This window comes from Rhizobium yanglingense (assembly GCF_977109285.1).
The window spans coordinates 1472264-1488766 of the sequence record NZ_CDSAWY010000005.1 but is presented as its reverse complement, the minus strand read 5'-3'; the positions used below and the strand labels follow the sequence as shown (position 1 = coordinate 1488766).

The window sequence follows — 16503 nt, the reverse complement described above, 5'->3', positions numbered from 1 at the left end:
ATCGTCTGTCGCACGTTACTCCGGCCAAGGAGCGCGGCCGGAATACAGGGTCGCGTCGCGCCGCACTCATTCCGTGCAGCGAAGGAACTATATCCTGCCGGTAGCGTTTTATCGGCACACTGAAAATCCTGGGAGGATAACATGAAAAAACTGGTCATCTCTGCCGTATCGCTGTTTCTGTCGCTCGGTGGGGCGGCGGTCGCGCAGACAGCGACGGTCGTCGTTCCCGGCGAGGTCAGAACCTATGTTCTTGAGCAGAAATCGCCATCGGTCAAATTCGAAGGTGAAGTTGCGGTCGGTACGGCGCTGCCTGACACAGTCGAGATCCACACGATCCCCGATCAGCCCGATTACGGCTATGTGGTCGTCAACGAAAAGCGCGTCCTCGTCAATCCGAAGACCCGCGCGGTGATCGAGGTCGTCGAATAACTTGAAAGCACTGCGGGCCCGCCCCCGGGCCCGCGATTTCTCCCCGACGGCACGACGACCTAAGCCGTTTTAACTAATTTGCTCTCTTTTGATCGTCTGCCATTCTACTAGTGCGCGGTAGAGGCGAACCCCTTCCCCTCTTTCACGCGGTTTGCAAAAGGGCTCGCGTTGTTCATCCAGCGCGAGCCTTTTATAGAAGCGGACGACGAGGAACATTCAACCGCCTTGGACGTTCGGCGGAATGGATCGTGCGGCCAAGCTCTCCTGTAACCGTGCTTTAGCCCCTTGCATGCGGCTGTGCGATCCGCACCAGGTACCTGTGCCTGTATCGAGGACTGATCCCCTCCAACACATGGCCTCGCTTCATTTGGCGGGGCTGCTGGCGGAACACTCTCTGCGGTTAAGTCGTTGACTTGAACGGATTGCGCGGCACCATCTACGCTCGCGCATCTAGCCGGCGACCTGGCCCTGCTCAACACCCCGTACGCAGGGCCGCTTTTTGTGCGGAATCGCACTAATACCTTTGGGCTAGTTTAACGGTAGATCGCCTCACCCATGTTATAGGAGCCGCGCACCCCTAATGAGCGGTATTCGTCACTTCCCCTTTGCCCCGTCGATCGACAGCGGGGCGCTTTTTTTAAATCAATCTCTCTTCAGGTGCGCTTATGGAGCTATTGCGCCATCTTTTTTGATCACTTCGGCGAACATAATAGCCATGACGAGCGCGACAAAGATCATTCCCCACATCTCAAGCGTATGGCCTTGAGCGTGCTTCTTTGCCGCTATGAATATGCAAGTGCCACATAGGGTAAGCCAAGCCAGCCCTATCAGCCTCTCAATTGCCAATTCCCAATCCATATTAGGGAGCCATTATGTGCGCCTTCGGTGCGATCGATAGGACCGCGTTACCGTCACCCGGCGCGCTCTTGCCATATCCAGTGATCGCTAGGCCGATGAATGCCACAACGAATAGAATGGATAGGACGCCGATCCAGTCCGCCCGGAGCGTTACGCCAGCGCTTGCCCTTTGCGTGTCTGCTATGTCTGTCATGCCTTAACCCCTTAGCCTTCCCTCCCATGGCGCTAAGATAGACGGTCAGCTGCACCTAATGAACACGCCAATGACGCCCACGGAACATCTAGCGGGTAATCGCCAGCCAATCGCCGGGTCATTTTTTGACATTATGTCAGTGAGAGCTTGCCTGTGGGAGCCGATCGCGTTCAGGTTCGCGACCGAAAGCCGTGTCGTGCCGGTCCTTCGCGTTCATATATCCCACTAGGGCACTTGCAAGGCCAAACGATAAGCGAACTTGAACTGCGTCCTCCCATACCGCGACCTGATCGTTTCTTCGATGATCTATGATACGGTAGGTTCCGTTGTTTTCCCGCTCAATTTCGTATCTCATCGCCGCGCCTATCTTGAACTCAGACGACACATAAAGCCGTATTCTAGCTGATTCGCCATTTTGTGACATTATGTCAGTTAGTAGAGTCTAATAAACTATCTCCTTTAGTTCACTCTTGGTTGCTTCTCGGTTCCCTTCATTACCTCTTTTGGTTGACCTGAACGGTCCCCTTGGAGAAGATCGTCGGCGACCGAGATATTAACGCCTTTAAAGCGTCCGACTTTTCCCGTTGGTTCACCGGCTGGAAAAAGAAGGGGCACCGTCGAGCTTCAGGCGCGATCAAGCTTCTCCGCTTGATCCTTTCCTACGGCGCAGGCGAGCGGCTCCGTGGCTACAAGCAGGCGCGAGATATCCTCTCGGATATGCGCTTCGAGCAGCCAGACGCGCGTACGGTCACTATGACCTACGATCAGTGCTTGGCAATCGTTAAGAAGAGCGCCGAGAGGAATGCCCCTCGATTGGGTTCGTCGAGGCGCTGAAGTTCGAGGCGGCGCTGCGCCGTATCGACGTTATCGGCGAATGGTGCCGCCTCCCGAAGGTGGCGAGTTCCGTTGGCGCGGTCTCATGGCCGGCGATATCTCAAAGGATATGATCCTGACCCTGAAGACCAGCAAGACGGGAGCTGCGGTCGCTCGCGATCTGAACAGCTATCCGCTCGTGACCGAAGCTCTGAAAGCCTACACGCTTCCAGAGATCGGTCCGGCCGTGATTGATGAGGACTACGGGAAGCCTTATTGGAAAACCGGATGCGGAGAAGTTCCGCAAGGTTCGCGTTGCTGCGGGGGTTCCCAACAATGTCTGGTCGATGGACACGCGCGCAGGCGCGGTTTCGGAGACGGTCGAGGCAACCGGATCGATCGAAATGGCAAGCAACCTCGCTACCCGCTCGACGGTGAAGATGACGAAAAAGTACAGCCGTGGCGACGGGCTGAGGCTAGCCGCAAGATCGCCGAGGCCCGCGCCGAATCGCGCAAGTGAAACGGCAGTGAAACGCCAATTTTAAGTTATTGAAGTTGCTGGAGCGGGTGAAGGGAATCGAACCCTCGTATTCAGCTTGGGAAGCTGCTGCTCTACCATTGAGCTACACCCGCGATGACGGAAGCCTTCCAACAGATGGGTGGCGGTGTCAAGGCTCTCAGATGCGGAAGTGCTTCGAGAGTTTCAGGCCCTGGGCCTGGTAGTTCGATCCAAGGCCGGAGCCATAAAGGCTTTCGGGTTTCTCCAGCATGTGCTCGTAAACCAGGCGGCCGACGATCTGGCCGTCCTCGAGGATGAAGGGCACTTCATGGCTGCGGACTTCGAGAACGGCGCGGCTGCCCATGCCGCCGGCAGGTGCGTGGCCGAAGCCTGGATCGAAGAAGCCGGCGTAGTGCACGCGAAACTCGCCGACGAGCGGATCGAAGGGCGTCATTTCGGCTGCGTAGTGCGGCGGAACGTGCACGGCCTCGCGCGAAACGAGAATATAGAACTCATCCGGATCGAGGATCAATTCGTTGCGACCGCGGCTGTAAAGCGGCTCCCAGAAATCGAAGATATCGTGCTCGGCCTTCTTATCGACATCGACGACGGCCGTGTGATGCTTGCCGCGGTAGCCGATCAGGCCATCATTGTCGCCTGCCAGGTCGATCGACAGCGCAATGCCGCCGCCCGAAACGTTCGGCTTGGCGCTTGCGACCAGCGTTTCCGCATCATGCAGCGCCTGCAGTTCCGGCTCGCCGAGAATCGAATACCCGACCCGGAACCGTATCTGCGAGAGGCGCGAGCCACGGCGCACGACGACAGGGAACGTGCGCGGGCTGATTTCCAGATAGAGCGGGCCAGAATAACCGGAAGGTATCTTGTCGAATTCCTGCGCGTAGTCGGTAATGACACGGGTGAAGATGTCGAGGCGGCCAGTCGAGCTCTTCGGGTTGGCCGAGGCGGACATTTCAGCCGGAAGATCGAGCCGCTCCATGAGAGGCACGATATAGACGCAGCCCGTTTCGAGCACGGCACCTTCGGAGAGATCGATGACGTGCAGGCTCAGCCGGTCGAGCTTGTCGGCAACGAGATGCGAGGGACCCGGCATGAAACTTGCCCGGACGCGGAACGCCTTGGCGCCCAAGCGCAGGTCCAGGCTGGCCGGCTGGATCTGATCGCGGTCCAGTTCCCGCTCACTCGTGAGGCGGCCCGTTTCAAACAGCGCAGCAATTGCGCGATCGGCCAAGATTCCAGTTTCCCGAGCCATCATGCTCCATCCATAATTTGCCTCAGACAAAACCAAACTCAAGGAATTGACGCAAGAAGCTATCAGCAGTATTGCAGCTTTATCCCGTGGTGATTTGGCCGGTCGGCTTGCAGCCACGTTAAAGAAGTGGCTAAAAAGACCGGGTATGAAACCGGTCTGCTTTTGCGGCCGGTTTTTTTGTTGTTTGAAGGTGGTGATGGCATGAGCAAGACTTGGCGCCCGGCAACCCAACTCGTTCACGAAGGGACGCTGCGCTCGCAATATGGCGAGACTTCGGAAGCGATCTTCCTGACGCAAGGTTTCGTCTATGATACCTCTGAAGCGGCGGAAGCCCGATTCAAGGGCGAGACGGACGGCTTCATCTATGCCCGATACGGAAGCCCGACCAACGATATGTTCGAAAAGCGGATGTGCGCGCTCGAAGGCGCCGAAGACGCCCGCGCCACCGCTTCCGGCATGGCTGCCGTCACCGCGGCGATCCTCTGCCAGTTGAAGGCCGGCGACCATATCGTTGCCGCCCGCGCGCTCTTCGGCTCCTGCCGATGGGTGGTCGAAACGCTTGCGCCGAAATACGGCATCGAATGCACGCTCATCGACGGCCGCTATCTCGAAAACTGGGAGAAGGCGATCCGCCCGGCGACGAAGGTCTTCTTCCTCGAAAGCCCGACGAACCCGACGCTGGAAGTGATCGACATCGCAGGCGTTGCCAAGCTCGCCGACCAGATCGGCGCCAAGGTGGTCGTCGACAACGTCTTCGCAACGCCGCTCTTCCAGAAGCCCCTGGAACTCGGCGCCCATATCGTCGTCTATTCCGCGACCAAGCATATCGACGGCCAGGGCCGCTGCCTCGGCGGCGTCGTGCTTTCCGATAAGGAATGGATCGACGAAAACCTGCACGACTACTTCCGCCACACAGGTCCGGCCATGTCGCCTTTCAATGCCTGGACGCTTCTGAAGGGCATCGAAACGCTGCCGCTGCGCGTCAAGCAGCAGACGGCGAGTGCTGCCAGGATGGCGGACTTCCTTGCCGAACAGAAGCAGGTGGCCAAGGTGATCTATCCGGGCCGCAAGGATCATCCGCAGGCCGATATCATCGCCAAGCAGATGTCCGGCGGCTCGACGCTCGTCGCATTCGAGCTGAAGGGCGGGAAGGAAGCAGCCTTCGCGTTGCAGAATGCGCTCGATATCATCAAAATCTCGAACAATCTCGGCGATTCCAAGAGCCTGATCACGCATCCGGCAACGACGACGCACAAGAACCTGAGCGATGACGCCCGCGCGGAACTAGGCATTTCCCCCGGCACGGTTCGCCTTTCGCTCGGCATCGAGGATGCTGATGACCTGATCGAAGATTTCGCTCAGGCTCTTTCAAAGGTTAAGTCCTGACCTGCGATAGCGACGGCCGGACCTTGCCGGTCCGGCCACATGCTCCACCTAAGAAATGGCGCAAGAGCTTCGCTTTAATACGGGAATTAACTTCGAAAATTAGGATTAATGTTCGAAACGACGTGCAATCATCGCGGTTTGAAGGATGATGCATGTGCCGTTTCTTGACGGATCGAGCGCTGTATAAGATACGGGTAACATATCTTGGCTATGGTGTAAGGCATGTACCGCGCCCTCACACGAGATATCGAAGTTGTCGTCGAGCCCTTTTATCTGGAGGAGCAATCCGATCCGGATGATGATCGCTATGTCTGGGGCTACCGGATCGTGATCAGCAATAATTCGGACCTGACAGTACGGCTCATCAATCGCTACTGGAACATCACCGATCAGAACGGCCTGGTGGACGAGGTGACCGGTCCTGGGGTCGTCGGCGAGCAGCCCCGGCTGGAACCCGGCGATACCTACGAATACTCGTCCGGCTGTCCGCTCGATACGCCTTCCGGCCTCATGTTCGGGCACTACCAGATGGAAACGGAGGACGGCGAGCTTTTCGATGTCGAAATACCCGCCTTCTCGCTGGATTCTCCCGGGCTGCTCAGAGTGCTGAATTGATCATTCCGCAGCCGATGCGACTTCCACGACCTCAAACCGGTAGGTCGTGGAACAGAATTCGCAGGTAACGGCAATCTCGCCATTCTCCTGGCTGGCGTCGATCTCGTCGTCCGAAAAGCCCTTCAGCACATTCTTGATCTTCTCGCGCGAGCAGCTGCAGCGGTCGAAAACTGCCCGGGTACTGAAAACACGCACGCCACGCTCGTGGAAGAGGCGAAAGAGCAGGCGTTCGATTCCGACCTGCGGATCCGTCAGTTCGTCCGCGTCGATCGTGTCGACCAACGCGCGCGCTTCGGTCCAGGCGTCGTCTTCCTTGTGTGCCAGCGCGGCGTTATCGCCGTCGCCGCCGTGGAGGTCGGGCTGGCGCATGCGCTCCGGCGCTTCCGGCAAGAACTGTGCAACGAGACCGCCGGCGCGCCAGCGGTGGCGCGGCTTACCCGCCTCGTCGCGGTCAAACAATTCGGCGGCGGCCAGGCGGACCCGCGTCGGGATCTGCTCCGACTGACGGAAATATGTGCCGGCAATATCCTCAAGCGAGGTACCGTCGAGCGCGACGATGCCCTGATAGGGCTGGCTGAACTTACCCTGGTCGATGGTGAAAGCCAGCACGCCCTTGCCAAGAAGCTGTTCCGGCTCGGTTTGGCCGGCGGCGACTGCCTTGTCGAGCAGCGCCTGATCGAAGCGCGCATAGGCACGCACGTTCTCCGGCGTCGAGAAATCAGCGACGAGGAGATCGACAGGGCCATCGCCCTTGGTCTGCACCGTGAACTTGCCGTCGAACTTGAGCGACGTCCCGAGAAGCACCGTCAGCACAATGACTTCGGCGAGGAGCCGGGCAACGGGTGCCGGATAGTGATGGCGCTCGAGGATCGCATCCAGCATGGGACCGAGCTGGACGGCGCGGCCGCGCACATCGAGGCCCTCTACCTGGAACGGGACAACGTGATCATCACCGGCGAAATCGAACTCGCCGAAAGCCCTTGCGGTTTCTGCCATGGTCTTACTCCTAGTAGTCCGAGCGGCAGACCAGAAGTCTTTCCACTCGCGCGGCCACGAGGCCATCAGGCCAAAGGTGGCGCCCAGTATGGTTCAGATCACACCCAGGCACCATGCAAGAATTGACTTTTGCGCGTGAAGACGGTTCTCCGCCTCATCGAAAACCACGGATTGCGGGCCGTCGATCACTTCGTCCGTCACTTCCTCACCACGATGGGCGGGCAGGCAATGCATGAACAATGCATCCTTGCCGGCCTTTGCCATCAAAGCCGCGTTGACCTGATAGGGCTGGAAAACGTTGTGACCGCGAGCCCGATGTTCCTGATTCATGGAGACCCAGGTATCGGTTACCACGCAATCGGCACCCTCGACCGCACGGTCGGCATCATGGCCAAGCATGATCTGGGCGCCCTCGTTGCGGGCCCAGTTCAGATAGTGATCCTTCGGCTCGGAACCAAGAGGCACGGCCATGTTCATGCGATAGCCAAAACGGGCAGCACCTTCGACCAGCGAGTGCAGCACGTTATTGCCGTCGCCGGTCCAGGCGATCGTCTTGCCCTTGACGGGACCGCGATGCTCCTCGAAGGTCATGATGTCGGCCATGATCTGGCAGGGGTGTGTGTCGTCCGTCAGCGCGTTGATGACCGGCACCGTCGCGCGTTCGGCAAGTTCCAGCATGCGGTGATGCTCCGTCGTGCGGATCATGATCGCGTCGACGTAACGCGAGAGCACCTTGGCGGTATCGCCGATCGTCTCCGCGCGGCCGAGCTGCATCTCCGTGCCGGAGAGAAAAAGCGTCTCGCCGCCAAGCTGGCGCATGCCGACATCGAAGGAAACGCGCGTGCGCGTCGAGGGCTTCTCGAAAATCATTGCCAGCATCTTGCCTGCGAGCGGCTTATCGCCCTTGCCGGCCTTGAAGGCCTGCTTGCGTACGATCGCATCGTCCATGATGGACCTGAGATCGGATGCGGTTACCGCCGAGAGATCGAGAAAGTGTCTGGGGGAAGCCATGTCGTTCTTACCTGTATGCCCCTTGAGAGGCGTCTATCCGTTCAAGCCGTCTTCTTGGTCTTTGCGGCGCGAATGCTTTCGGCAGCGCGTTCCACGCGGGCAAGCCCCTCGCGCGCTTCCTCCGCCGTGACGACCAGAGGCGGAAGGAGACGGATGACATTATCGCCCGCCGGAATGGCCAGAAGATGAGCAGCACGAATGGCCTGCAGCAGTTCGGAAGACGGGACGGCTGCCTTGATGCCGAGCATCAGGCCTTCGCCGCGCACATTCTCGATAACATCCGGATAGCGGTCCTTCAGCGAGGCAAGGCCTTGGCGGAAGACGAGCGCCACGTCGCGCACATGTTGCAGGAAACCGTCGGCCAGGATGACGTCAAGCACTGCGCTGCCGACCGCCATGGCAAGCGGATTGCCGCCATAGGTGGAACCATGCGTGCCGGCCTTCATGCCGGACGCGGCATCCGCGGTCGCAAGGCAGGCGCCGAGCGGGAAGCCGCCGCCGATGCCCTTCGCCACCGCCATGATATCCGGCGCGACGCCGGACCATTCGTGGGCAAAGAGCTTGCCTGTGCGGCCGACGCCGGACTGAACCTCGTCAAGAATCAACAACAGGCCCGTCTCGTCGCAGAGTTGGCGGAGCGCCTTCATGAATTCGTTTGTCGCCGGACGAATACCGCCCTCACCCTGCACCGGCTCTATGAGGATGCCCGCCGTCGCATCCGTGACCGCGGCGCGGACCGCCTCGATATCGCCGAACGGAACCTGATCGAAACCCGGTGCCTTGGGACCGAAGCCTTCGAGATACTTCTCCTGACCGCCGGCAGCGATCGTCGCCAGCGTACGGCCATGGAAAGCGCCTTCGAAGGTGATGATGTGGAAGCGTTCTGGATGGCCCTTGGAATACTGATAGCGGCGCGCGGTCTTGATCGCGCATTCCAGCGCCTCGGCCCCGGAATTGGTGAAAAACACCTTGTCGGCGAATGTGACGTCGGTCAGCCGCTTGGCAAGCGCCTCCTGACCTGGAATTTCATAGATGTTCGACAGGTGCCAAACCTTGTCGGCCTGCGCCTTCAGAGCTTCAACGACATGCGGATTGCCGTGGCCGACGGATGTTACGGCAACGCCTGCGCCAAAATCCAGATATCGCTCGCCGCCCTCGGTGATCAGCCATACGCCCTCACCTCGCTCGAACCGCAGAGGGGCGCGAGAATAGGTGTCATATAGCGGCGCGGCTTGAGCCATGGCGCGGTCTCCTGTCGTCGTTAGGGCAACCGGACTCCGGCTAAAAACCAGGCCCGAAAAATTAAAAATGCCGCCTTTCGGCGGCGAGGGCCACTATTTACGTTTCGCGCCGTAATGTCAACAAAACTGCGGATTTGGGCGCATGCGGCCGGCAGCCAATCAGGCGAGCTGTTTATCAACAGCTAATGTTGCAGAAATGACTCGCTCGGGAAGCAAGTTGGGGAAAACTTGAAATTCGATTCATCCGGATTCCCGCGACTCTTGTCACGGAGTCAGCCTCACACTAGGTTAAAACTCAATTACTAGACTGCATGCGGCGGAACTAGTCACCACAATTGGTCAGGCGTTTCCTGCTTCGGACGTATCCGGAGCGAGGGTGAGGGATTCTGCCTTCACAACGCTAAACGGCGGAGACAGGGCATGAACTGGACAGACGAGCGTGTCGAAAAACTCAAGAAGCTTTGGTCCGAAGGGTTGAGCGCGAGCCAGATCGCGGCGCAACTCGGCGGAGTGAGCAGGAACGCGGTCATTGGCAAGGTCCACAGGCTTAGCCTTCCGGGCCGCGCCAAGGCCGGCGGCGCGACGACGACCGCACGCGCGCCGAAGCGCAATACTTCGGCTGTCCGCGCACCGAATTATGCATCGCGGATGGCAACCCGCACCGTCACGCGCCAGCAGGGCGCGACGATGCTCAAGGAAGAGGTCGAGATCGATCTCGTGGAGGAGATGGACTATCGTCCGGCCACAAACGTTGTCGTGCCGATCTCCCGCCGTCTCGGTCTGACGGAACTCACGGAGCGTACCTGCAAGTGGCCGGTCGGCGACCCGCTGAAGGACGACTTCCACTTCTGCGGTTGCGACAGCCCCGACTCTTCCCCTTATTGCAGCTATCACCAGCGCCTTGCCTATCAGCCGGTCAACGAGCGCCGCCGGACCGCAGCCCGCGCAAGCTGAGCCGGGTAAGTAACAACCCGAAACGGGTCCTCGCGGGCCCGTTTCTTTGCGTCTGGCAATCGAGATTTCGGCCTCAAAACCACGACGAATATTCCAGGGTTTACGTCGTCAGAAACGCACGGTGAACTCCGTTCCCTTGCCGATTTCGGACTTGACGATCAGCCGTGCGCGGTGGCGCGTCAGGATATGCTTGACGATCGCCAGACCGAGACCGGTGCCCTTTTTGGAGCGGCTATCCTCGATATTGACGCGATAAAACCGCTCCGTGAGGCGCGGCACATGCTCCGCGGGAATGCCCGGGCCTTTATCTGCGATGCTGACTTCAACTGCCTCGCCGGATGCATTCTTGACGTGGACATCGACGACCTTGCCTTCCTGGCCGTACTTGCATGCATTCTCCATGAGATTTTCAAAAACCTGGACCAGTTCGTCGCGGTCTCCGAGAACCTCCGCCTTGCCCTCCGGCAGGTGCAGATTGATCTCGACTCCAACCTCCGTGGCAAGCGGCACCAGCGCGTCCCTGACATGGCCGAGCAGCGGCACGAGATCGACCTTCTCGTCCGGTGCGATGTGCGACTTGAGCTCAAGACGGGAAAGCGAGAGAAGATCGTCGACAAGGCGGCTCATGCGAGTCGTCTGGTCGAACATGATGCCCAGGAAGCGCTCCTGCGCCTTCGGATCATTCTTTGCCGGGCCTTGGATCGTCTCGATGAAACCGCGGAGCGACGCAAGCGGAGTGCGCAGCTCATGGCTGGCATTGGCGACAAAGTCCGACCGCATGCGATCGATACGCCGCACCTCGGAGATATCGCGGAACGAAAGCAGGAAGAAGCGCTCGCCATTCCCGGCGCCGCCGAGGTCGATCGGCGCGCTGCGAACAATATAGACGCGCTCCGACGGCAGGCGCTCGGAATGCTCGATCTGGTTGGGAGCGTTGGTGGCGATCGTCTCTGCCACCATGTCCAGAATGCCCGGCGAGCGCAGGCGTGCAGAAATATGCGCCCCGATCACCACTTCGCCAAAGGCCTTTTCCGCGGCGCGGTTCTGGAAGAGAACGGAGGCATCGCCTGAGAGGAGCATCACGGGTATATCGAGGCCAGCCAGCGTTGCGGAGACGGCGGGCAGCAGACTCGTCGGCGCTTCCGGTTCGAGTTCCGGCGGTTCGGCAAGCTTTGCCTGCACGGCCGGCATGCTGTTTAGAAGCACAACGGCGATCATTAAGACAAGAAGCGCCAGCACCGCCCACTTGTTCATGCCGGCCGCAAGCGCAACGAGGCCAATGACGATCGCCGCGAGCAGAACCGTTCGCTGCTGCCGGATGCGGGCCATGAGCCCCGTTGTCCATGGCATTTCGTCTTCCAAAGTGTTCCTCGCCCGGTCGGTTCGTTCTTATGTTCAAACTCTGCCTGATAGCCGTGATTCATGACAGAAGTTTTCCGCCCCTGCCATTTGCCGCAAAAGCCGCAACCGATACACACAGGAATTTTGACTGCCGCGACGGATTTGATTTTCAATGAAAAATATGATCGCCTGCGAAGAAAGCCACAGGCGGAGAAGGAAATATGGCCGAAGCTGTCGAAAGCCGCGCGGTTGAACTGGACATCAGGGGCAAGAAGCGCGTCTTCGATGTCGACGATCCGGTGCTTGCGGACTGGATCGATGAAGAGGCGCTGGAATCGGGGGATTTCCCCTACAAGAAAAAGCTGAAAGAGGAAGAGTATCTCGAAGAGCTGGAAAAGCTGCAGATCGAACTGGTCAAAGTGCAGTTCTGGCTGCAGGCGACCGGCAAACGGGTGATGGCGCTCTTTGAAGGCCGCGACGCGGCCGGCAAGGGCGGCGCCATCTCGGCCTCCTCCGCCCACATGAACCCGCGCCTTGCCCGCGTCGTCGCACTCGCCAAGCCGAATGACCGGGAACTCGGCCAATGGTATTTCCAGCGCTACATCGCCCAGTTTCCGACGGCCGGCGAGTTCGTTCTCTTTGACCGCTCCTGGTACAACCGCGCAGGTGTCGAACCGGTCATGGGGTTTTGCACGCCCAAGCAATATGAGGATTTCCTCAAGCAAGCGCCGCAGCTGGAAAAGATCATTGCCCACGAAGGCATTCATTTCTTCAAGTTCTATCTGGATATCGGCCGCGAGATGCAACTCAAGCGCTTCCACGACCGCAGGCACGATCCGCTGAAGGTATGGAAGCTTTCATCGATGGATATCGCGGCGCTCACCAAATGGGGCGACTACAGCGACAAACGCGAGCGGATGCTCGAGGCGACGCATACGGAATTTGCGCCCTGGACGGTCATCCGCGCCAACGACAAACGTCGCGCGCGGCTCAACCTCATCCGTCACATGCTGAAGACAATGGATTACGACGGAAAGGACGACAAGGCGATTGGCGATCTCGACGACAAGATCATCGGCGCGGGGTCCGGATTTCTCAAATAAGGGTCACTGCCCCGGCAGGATGCGCACGGCGTAGAGGTTGATGCCCCGCGCCTTGCCGTCGACATCGCTGTTGATCATCAGCCTGCCATCGCCACTCGGCGCCAACGACCGGTCGAAGGTAACCTGAAGCAGAGCGTCGGACTTTTCGCGGGTGACGCTGAACCGATGGCGAGCGCAATTGCCGAGCGTCTGGAAATTGCATTCGACCATCACCTGCGTCGGCTCGTCGCTCGTCGATTGCAACGTGATCGCGATCGTCGAGGATTTGCCGGCGAGCTCTCGAAGTACGTCTTTCGGAACGCTGATGCCGATACTTCCGTCAGCGCCGTTGCTTTCCGAGATCAAACGAACAGCCGGACCATCGTTTTCGGCGATGTTTTCAGTCCGTGCCCGCGGGCCGCTTTCGACCTTGGCAGCGTCCGACGGCTTGAATATCTCGATCCACTCCGCAGAAAAGCTGTTCTGCGGGTCGATCGTGACCGGCTGATCGACATGCGGCGCCGTGTTCGCAGCACCTTCGTCCGCACCGTCGAAGTCTTCCGGCTCGGTACTGGCAGGCGGATTGGCGACGCTGGTGTCGCGCTCGGCCGCCGTCAGGAAGAGGCCGGACTTATAAGCCCACCAGGCCCCCATGCCGATAAAGGCGATCAGCACGCACCAGACAAGCAGCCGCGAGAAGAATTTTCGCGGCTTGCGGCGCTTTGCAGCCCCTTCCGGCCGGAAATCCATATGGGCGGAGGGGCGGCTTTCGGGTGCAGGGCCTTCGCCGGTCTGAGGTGCCGCGCCGAGATGATCGGATGCAGCGGCATGGACGTCATCAAGCCTCGACTCGTCGTAGGCAGGCCTTGCCGAATAGCCTCGTGTTTCACCGCCGACCTGAGGCGCGTCATGTTCAAAACGCTCGTCGTGCCTGACCGGCGGCGGGATTTCGGCGACGGGCGGAACGGGCACTTCCGGTGGACCCTGGCGCGGATGCAGGCGCTCGCGTTCTTCGGCCTCGATCATGTGAATGGTCGTTTCGAGCCGATGACGATGATGCGCAATCGCTTCCCGGTCGGTGATATCCTGCTTGCGAAGACCGGCCTCCAGCGCCTGGCGGGCCGATTGATAAATCCTTGCACGGACTTCCGGATTATCGCGATCGGAGTTGTTAAGCGCCGTTCTGATTGCCGTTTCTAATCCGCTCACGTCCGATCCTTCATGCTGGCATCAGGCATCACCCTGAAATCTTTACAAATGCCTAACAAAACTCGGTAGCGTCTATGGTTGAAAACCGCAAGTCTTGCGGCTGGCAGCATTTCGAATCGCGAGCAATAAATATGCCCCTTCCCCCCCTTGCCCATTTATCTCGACACCCGATCTCTGCGGAATCGACAGCTCGGCACTCAAGCATGCTCTTTTCCTCGCTCATCAAGTCTGCTATCAAATTGACGTTTTCGTAAACGTCAATTGAATGGTGAACGATGTCCCTTCCCAAAATCCTTACGGAAAACCTGAGACTGCCGGTCCTTGCTTCACCGCTCTTTATCATCTCGCATCCGGCCCTGACGCTGGCGCAATGCAAGGCGGGCGTGATCGGCGCTTTTCCGGCACTGAACGCCCGGCCGGAAAGCCAGCTCGACGAATGGCTGGCAATGATCACCGATGACATCGCCGCCTACAACGCCGCCAATCCGGACAGGCCGGCAGCACCCTTTGCCGTCAACCAGATCGTCCACATGTCGAACAAGCGGCTGGAGCACGACCTGCGCCTCTGCGTCAAATACAAGGTGCCGATCGTGATCTCTTCGCTCGGTGCCGTGCCCGAGGTGAATGCGGCCGTACACTCCTATGGCGGCATCGTGCTCCACGACGTCATCAACAACCGCCACGCCAATTCGGCGATTAGGAAGGGTGCCGACGGACTGATTGCGGTAGCGGCGGGAGCCGGTGGGCATGCCGGCACGCTGTCACCCTTCGCGCTGGTGCAGGAAATCCGTGAATGGTTCGACGGGCCGCTGCTTTTGGCAGGCGCGATCGCCACCGGCGGCGCGATCCTTGCAGCACAGGCGATGGGTGCGGACATGGCCTATATCGGGACGCCGTTCATCGCGACCGAGGAAGCGCGCGCCGCCGACGCCTACAAGCAGGCGATCGTCGCGGGCGCTGCAAACGACATCGTCTATTCCAATTATTTCACCGGCGTGCATGGCAATTACCTGAAACCATCGATCCAGGCCGTCGGCCTCGACCCGGACAACCTCCCGGTCGCTGACCCATCGAAGATGGATTTCGAACAGGCAGTCGGCGGCGCGAAGGCCTGGAAAGACGTCTGGGGCAGCGGCCAAGGCATCAGCGCGATCAAGGCGGTTGAGCCGGTCGCCAAGCTCGTTGACAGGCTGGAAAGCGAATACCGGGAAGCGCGCACACGCCTCGCGCTCTGAGCCGCGCCACCTTCCACAGCGGAGCGTCTTTTTTTTCAAAGGCACGACAGGGCGCTTGAAATCTTCAAACAATGCCTGTATCAGCGCCATGCAAATCGCGGCCGCACAGTTGGCCGCCAAGTTGCCGCTTTAGCTCAGTCGGTAGAGCACATCATTCGTAATGATGGGGTCACGTGTTCGAGTCACGTAAGCGGCACCACTTTTCTTGAAGTAAATCAGTTCCTTAGGCCAGATTGGACACGGCTATTTACCGGGAGCCTGATAAATGCCGTTCGGGTAGCAGATGTGCTCATTGCCGCGCGTCACACCGTTTGCGACAAGGTAAGCCTTCACAGTTTAGCCATGGCAGCAGCCATGCGTGCTTTGCCAGAGTATCCCATATCCGCGTTTGGCCACATATGAGGGATGCTGCGAAGAATATAGGTGACGCATACGATTTCAAAGCCGGGTGCATCGACGAGTGCCAAACATGACGTATAGCAGGCGACTTCTCGCCGGTGCGCCAGGTCTATTTACTCGGTTGGTGATCGCCGGATCCGTTCAAAGAAGGCAAGACCTGTCATCGGGAACCTGACGTCGATTGATTGTGTGAAGATGATCGGCAACGCGCCAGCCGGCATCGTGGCTCGTCAGCGGTCTTGACTGATGTTTTCGCGGCTTCATCATCGCTGTCGCACTGGGCCTTATTACGCACGTATCGTTTGTAAAGCGTCATACCAGGTACTCTCTCAGATGGATAACGTAGGATGGCCGCTCCATCGCGGGCGATAATCCGCTGAACGGCGGCGCAGGTCGTCGAACCGGCATTCAACCGCTCGATTGCGAATGAAGGTTCGACCCCGAACATGAGCGCAAAGAGTATAAGGCTGGTCCTTTTCATCGGCTTAGCTTTCCTCTGTCGAATAGGATTTCAGCGAGGCACGGATAGTTGCGTCCTTATACATGATCGTGGAGATCTGGTGGAAAGCAAGTTTTCCGGGCAATCACGCCATCGGTGCCTTTGTCTCAGTATGGCCTAGGTCATGTATTCGAAATGTGACAAAAGGTCAGTTGACGCGATCTTCAGGAGTTCGTTGGCAAGGGCCGGAAGTGGCGCGAAGCAGCCGTCGAGCCGTCCGGGAAAGGTGTGGGGGAGCTGCCTAGCGGCGGTGAGCGCCATGAGTTCCGCGGTTGCGGGAGTTCATGAGGAGGCGATAGCGTTCACAATGGCGCGTCATGAAAGCGAGTTTGGTTCCTTTGATATCGCACGCGACATCAATAACTTAGATCAATTTTGGATGACGTGAAGCCCGGCTATGTAACTCCGCAGCCACTGCACCGATACTTTGGAAGGCGAAGGTAACGCAAATAGTGTTCGTAATGATGGGTCAC

At 59.0% G+C, this 16503-nt stretch carries 15 protein-coding genes, 2 tRNA genes and 1 riboswitch; of the genes, 9 read left to right on the top strand and 8 right to left on the bottom strand.

The window, feature by feature from the left end; all coding sequences use genetic code 11:
- The first annotated feature begins 141 nt into the window (after positions 1–141).
- Complete coding sequence (locus ACW4PC_RS17055) at positions 142–429, top strand: DUF1236 domain-containing protein (RefSeq protein ID WP_455874548.1); 288 nt, start codon at positions 142–144, stop codon at positions 427–429.
- 859 nt (positions 430–1288) lie between these two features.
- On the opposite strand, the gene ACW4PC_RS17050 is transcribed toward ACW4PC_RS17055, so the two are convergent.
- Positions 1289–1480: a hypothetical protein gene (locus tag ACW4PC_RS17050; RefSeq protein WP_455874547.1), complete on the bottom strand. Its 192-nt coding sequence runs from the start codon at positions 1478–1480 to the stop codon at positions 1289–1291.
- A gap of 525 nt (positions 1481–2005) precedes the next feature.
- On the opposite strand from ACW4PC_RS17050, the gene ACW4PC_RS17045 reads away from it, so the two are divergent.
- Both ACW4PC_RS17045 and ACW4PC_RS17040 read left to right on the top strand, forming a co-directional pair.
- On the top strand, positions 2006–2314 hold the full coding sequence (locus ACW4PC_RS17045) for a hypothetical protein (RefSeq protein ID WP_455874546.1): 309 nt from the start codon (positions 2006–2008) through the stop codon (positions 2312–2314).
- Positions 2315–2399: 85 nt separating this feature from the next.
- Positions 2400–2813: a hypothetical protein gene (locus tag ACW4PC_RS17040; RefSeq protein ID WP_455874545.1), complete on the top strand. Its 414-nt coding sequence runs from the start codon at positions 2400–2402 to the stop codon at positions 2811–2813.
- 39 nt (positions 2814–2852) lie between these two features.
- Here ACW4PC_RS17040 and ACW4PC_RS17035 read toward each other — a convergent pair.
- Both ACW4PC_RS17035 and ACW4PC_RS17030 read right to left on the bottom strand, forming a co-directional pair.
- Positions 2853–2926, bottom strand: a tRNA-Gly gene (locus ACW4PC_RS17035).
- A gap of 44 nt (positions 2927–2970) precedes the next feature.
- On the bottom strand, positions 2971–4065 hold the full coding sequence (locus tag ACW4PC_RS17030) for a 2'-deoxycytidine 5'-triphosphate deaminase (RefSeq protein WP_455874544.1): 1095 nt from the start codon (positions 4063–4065) through the stop codon (positions 2971–2973).
- 73 nt (positions 4066–4138) lie between these two features.
- Positions 4139–4217: riboswitch (SAM riboswitch) on the top strand.
- Positions 4218–4263: 46 nt separating this feature from the next.
- Between ACW4PC_RS17030 and ACW4PC_RS17025 the strand changes: the two genes are divergently transcribed.
- The gene (locus ACW4PC_RS17025; protein ID WP_455874543.1) at positions 4264–5448 is read left to right on the top strand and encodes an O-succinylhomoserine sulfhydrylase; all 1185 of its coding nucleotides are present in this window, start codon (positions 4264–4266) and stop codon (positions 5446–5448) included.
- 222 nt (positions 5449–5670) lie between these two features.
- Complete coding sequence (gene apaG, locus ACW4PC_RS17020; RefSeq protein WP_022713591.1) at positions 5671–6063, top strand: Co2+/Mg2+ efflux protein ApaG; 393 nt, start codon at positions 5671–5673, stop codon at positions 6061–6063.
- On the opposite strand, the gene ACW4PC_RS17015 is transcribed toward apaG, so the two are convergent.
- The 3 genes from ACW4PC_RS17015 to ACW4PC_RS17005 form a co-directional block, all read right to left on the bottom strand.
- Entirely contained in the window at positions 6064–7059 is a 996-nt protein-coding gene (locus ACW4PC_RS17015; RefSeq protein ID WP_455874542.1) for an Hsp33 family molecular chaperone, read from the bottom strand.
- A gap of 93 nt (positions 7060–7152) precedes the next feature.
- The gene (argF, locus tag ACW4PC_RS17010) at positions 7153–8070 is read right to left on the bottom strand and encodes an ornithine carbamoyltransferase (RefSeq protein WP_455874541.1); all 918 of its coding nucleotides are present in this window, start codon (positions 8068–8070) and stop codon (positions 7153–7155) included.
- A gap of 41 nt (positions 8071–8111) precedes the next feature.
- Entirely contained in the window at positions 8112–9311 is a 1200-nt protein-coding gene (locus ACW4PC_RS17005) for an acetylornithine transaminase (RefSeq protein ID WP_455874540.1), read from the bottom strand.
- 420 nt (positions 9312–9731) lie between these two features.
- Here ACW4PC_RS17005 and ACW4PC_RS17000 point away from each other — a divergent pair, with 420 nt between their 5' ends.
- Entirely contained in the window at positions 9732–10265 is a 534-nt protein-coding gene (locus tag ACW4PC_RS17000; protein WP_455874539.1) for a GcrA family cell cycle regulator, read from the top strand.
- Positions 10266–10373: 108 nt separating this feature from the next.
- Here the strand turns inward: ACW4PC_RS17000 and phoR are convergent, their stop codons facing one another.
- The gene (gene phoR, locus ACW4PC_RS16995; protein WP_455875042.1) at positions 10374–11594 is read right to left on the bottom strand and encodes a phosphate regulon sensor histidine kinase PhoR; all 1221 of its coding nucleotides are present in this window, start codon (positions 11592–11594) and stop codon (positions 10374–10376) included.
- A 233-nt stretch (positions 11595–11827) separates the two neighbouring features.
- Here phoR and ppk2 point away from each other — a divergent pair, with 233 nt between their 5' ends.
- Positions 11828–12709: a polyphosphate kinase 2 gene (gene ppk2, locus ACW4PC_RS16990; RefSeq protein ID WP_455874538.1), complete on the top strand. Its 882-nt coding sequence runs from the start codon at positions 11828–11830 to the stop codon at positions 12707–12709.
- Between the two features lie 3 nt (positions 12710–12712).
- Here ppk2 and ACW4PC_RS16985 read toward each other — a convergent pair whose 3' ends face one another.
- The gene (locus ACW4PC_RS16985) at positions 12713–13897 is read right to left on the bottom strand and encodes a regulator (protein ID WP_455874537.1); all 1185 of its coding nucleotides are present in this window, start codon (positions 13895–13897) and stop codon (positions 12713–12715) included.
- 275 nt (positions 13898–14172) lie between these two features.
- Here ACW4PC_RS16985 and ACW4PC_RS16980 point away from each other — a divergent pair, with 275 nt between their 5' ends.
- Positions 14173–15132, top strand: a complete 960-nt coding sequence (locus ACW4PC_RS16980) for an NAD(P)H-dependent flavin oxidoreductase (protein ID WP_455874536.1) — start codon at positions 14173–14175, stop codon at positions 15130–15132.
- Positions 15133–15255: 123 nt separating this feature from the next.
- Positions 15256–15331 (top strand) — tRNA-Thr (locus ACW4PC_RS16975).
- Positions 15332–16503 lie beyond the last annotated feature (1172 nt).

Bases quoted from the DNA above. Each gene is read 5' to 3' on its own strand.
- ACW4PC_RS17030 (WP_455874544.1), bottom strand. From the start codon at position 4,065: ATGATGGCTCGGGAAACTGGAATCTTGGCCGATCGCGCAATTGCTGCG.
- ACW4PC_RS17050 (WP_455874547.1), bottom strand. From the start codon at position 1,480: ATGACAGACATAGCAGACACGCAAAGGGCAAGCGCTGGCGTAACGCTC.
- ACW4PC_RS17040 (WP_455874545.1), top strand. From the start codon at position 2,400: ATGGCCGGCGATATCTCAAAGGATATGATCCTGACCCTGAAGACCAGC.
- phoR (WP_455875042.1), bottom strand. From the start codon at position 11,594: ATGGCCCGCATCCGGCAGCAGCGAACGGTTCTGCTCGCGGCGATCGTC.
- argF (WP_455874541.1), bottom strand. From the start codon at position 8,070: ATGGCTTCCCCCAGACACTTTCTCGATCTCTCGGCGGTAACCGCATCC.
- ACW4PC_RS16980 (WP_455874536.1), top strand. From the start codon at position 14,173: ATGTCCCTTCCCAAAATCCTTACGGAAAACCTGAGACTGCCGGTCCTT.
- ACW4PC_RS17005 (WP_455874540.1), bottom strand. From the start codon at position 9,311: ATGGCTCAAGCCGCGCCGCTATATGACACCTATTCTCGCGCCCCTCTG.
- ACW4PC_RS17025 (WP_455874543.1), top strand. From the start codon at position 4,264: ATGAGCAAGACTTGGCGCCCGGCAACCCAACTCGTTCACGAAGGGACG.
- ACW4PC_RS17000 (WP_455874539.1), top strand. From the start codon at position 9,732: ATGAACTGGACAGACGAGCGTGTCGAAAAACTCAAGAAGCTTTGGTCC.
- apaG (WP_022713591.1), top strand. From the start codon at position 5,671: ATGTACCGCGCCCTCACACGAGATATCGAAGTTGTCGTCGAGCCCTTT.
- ACW4PC_RS17015 (WP_455874542.1), bottom strand. From the start codon at position 7,059: ATGGCAGAAACCGCAAGGGCTTTCGGCGAGTTCGATTTCGCCGGTGAT.
- ACW4PC_RS17055 (WP_455874548.1), top strand. From the start codon at position 142: ATGAAAAAACTGGTCATCTCTGCCGTATCGCTGTTTCTGTCGCTCGGT.
- ppk2 (WP_455874538.1), top strand. From the start codon at position 11,828: ATGGCCGAAGCTGTCGAAAGCCGCGCGGTTGAACTGGACATCAGGGGC.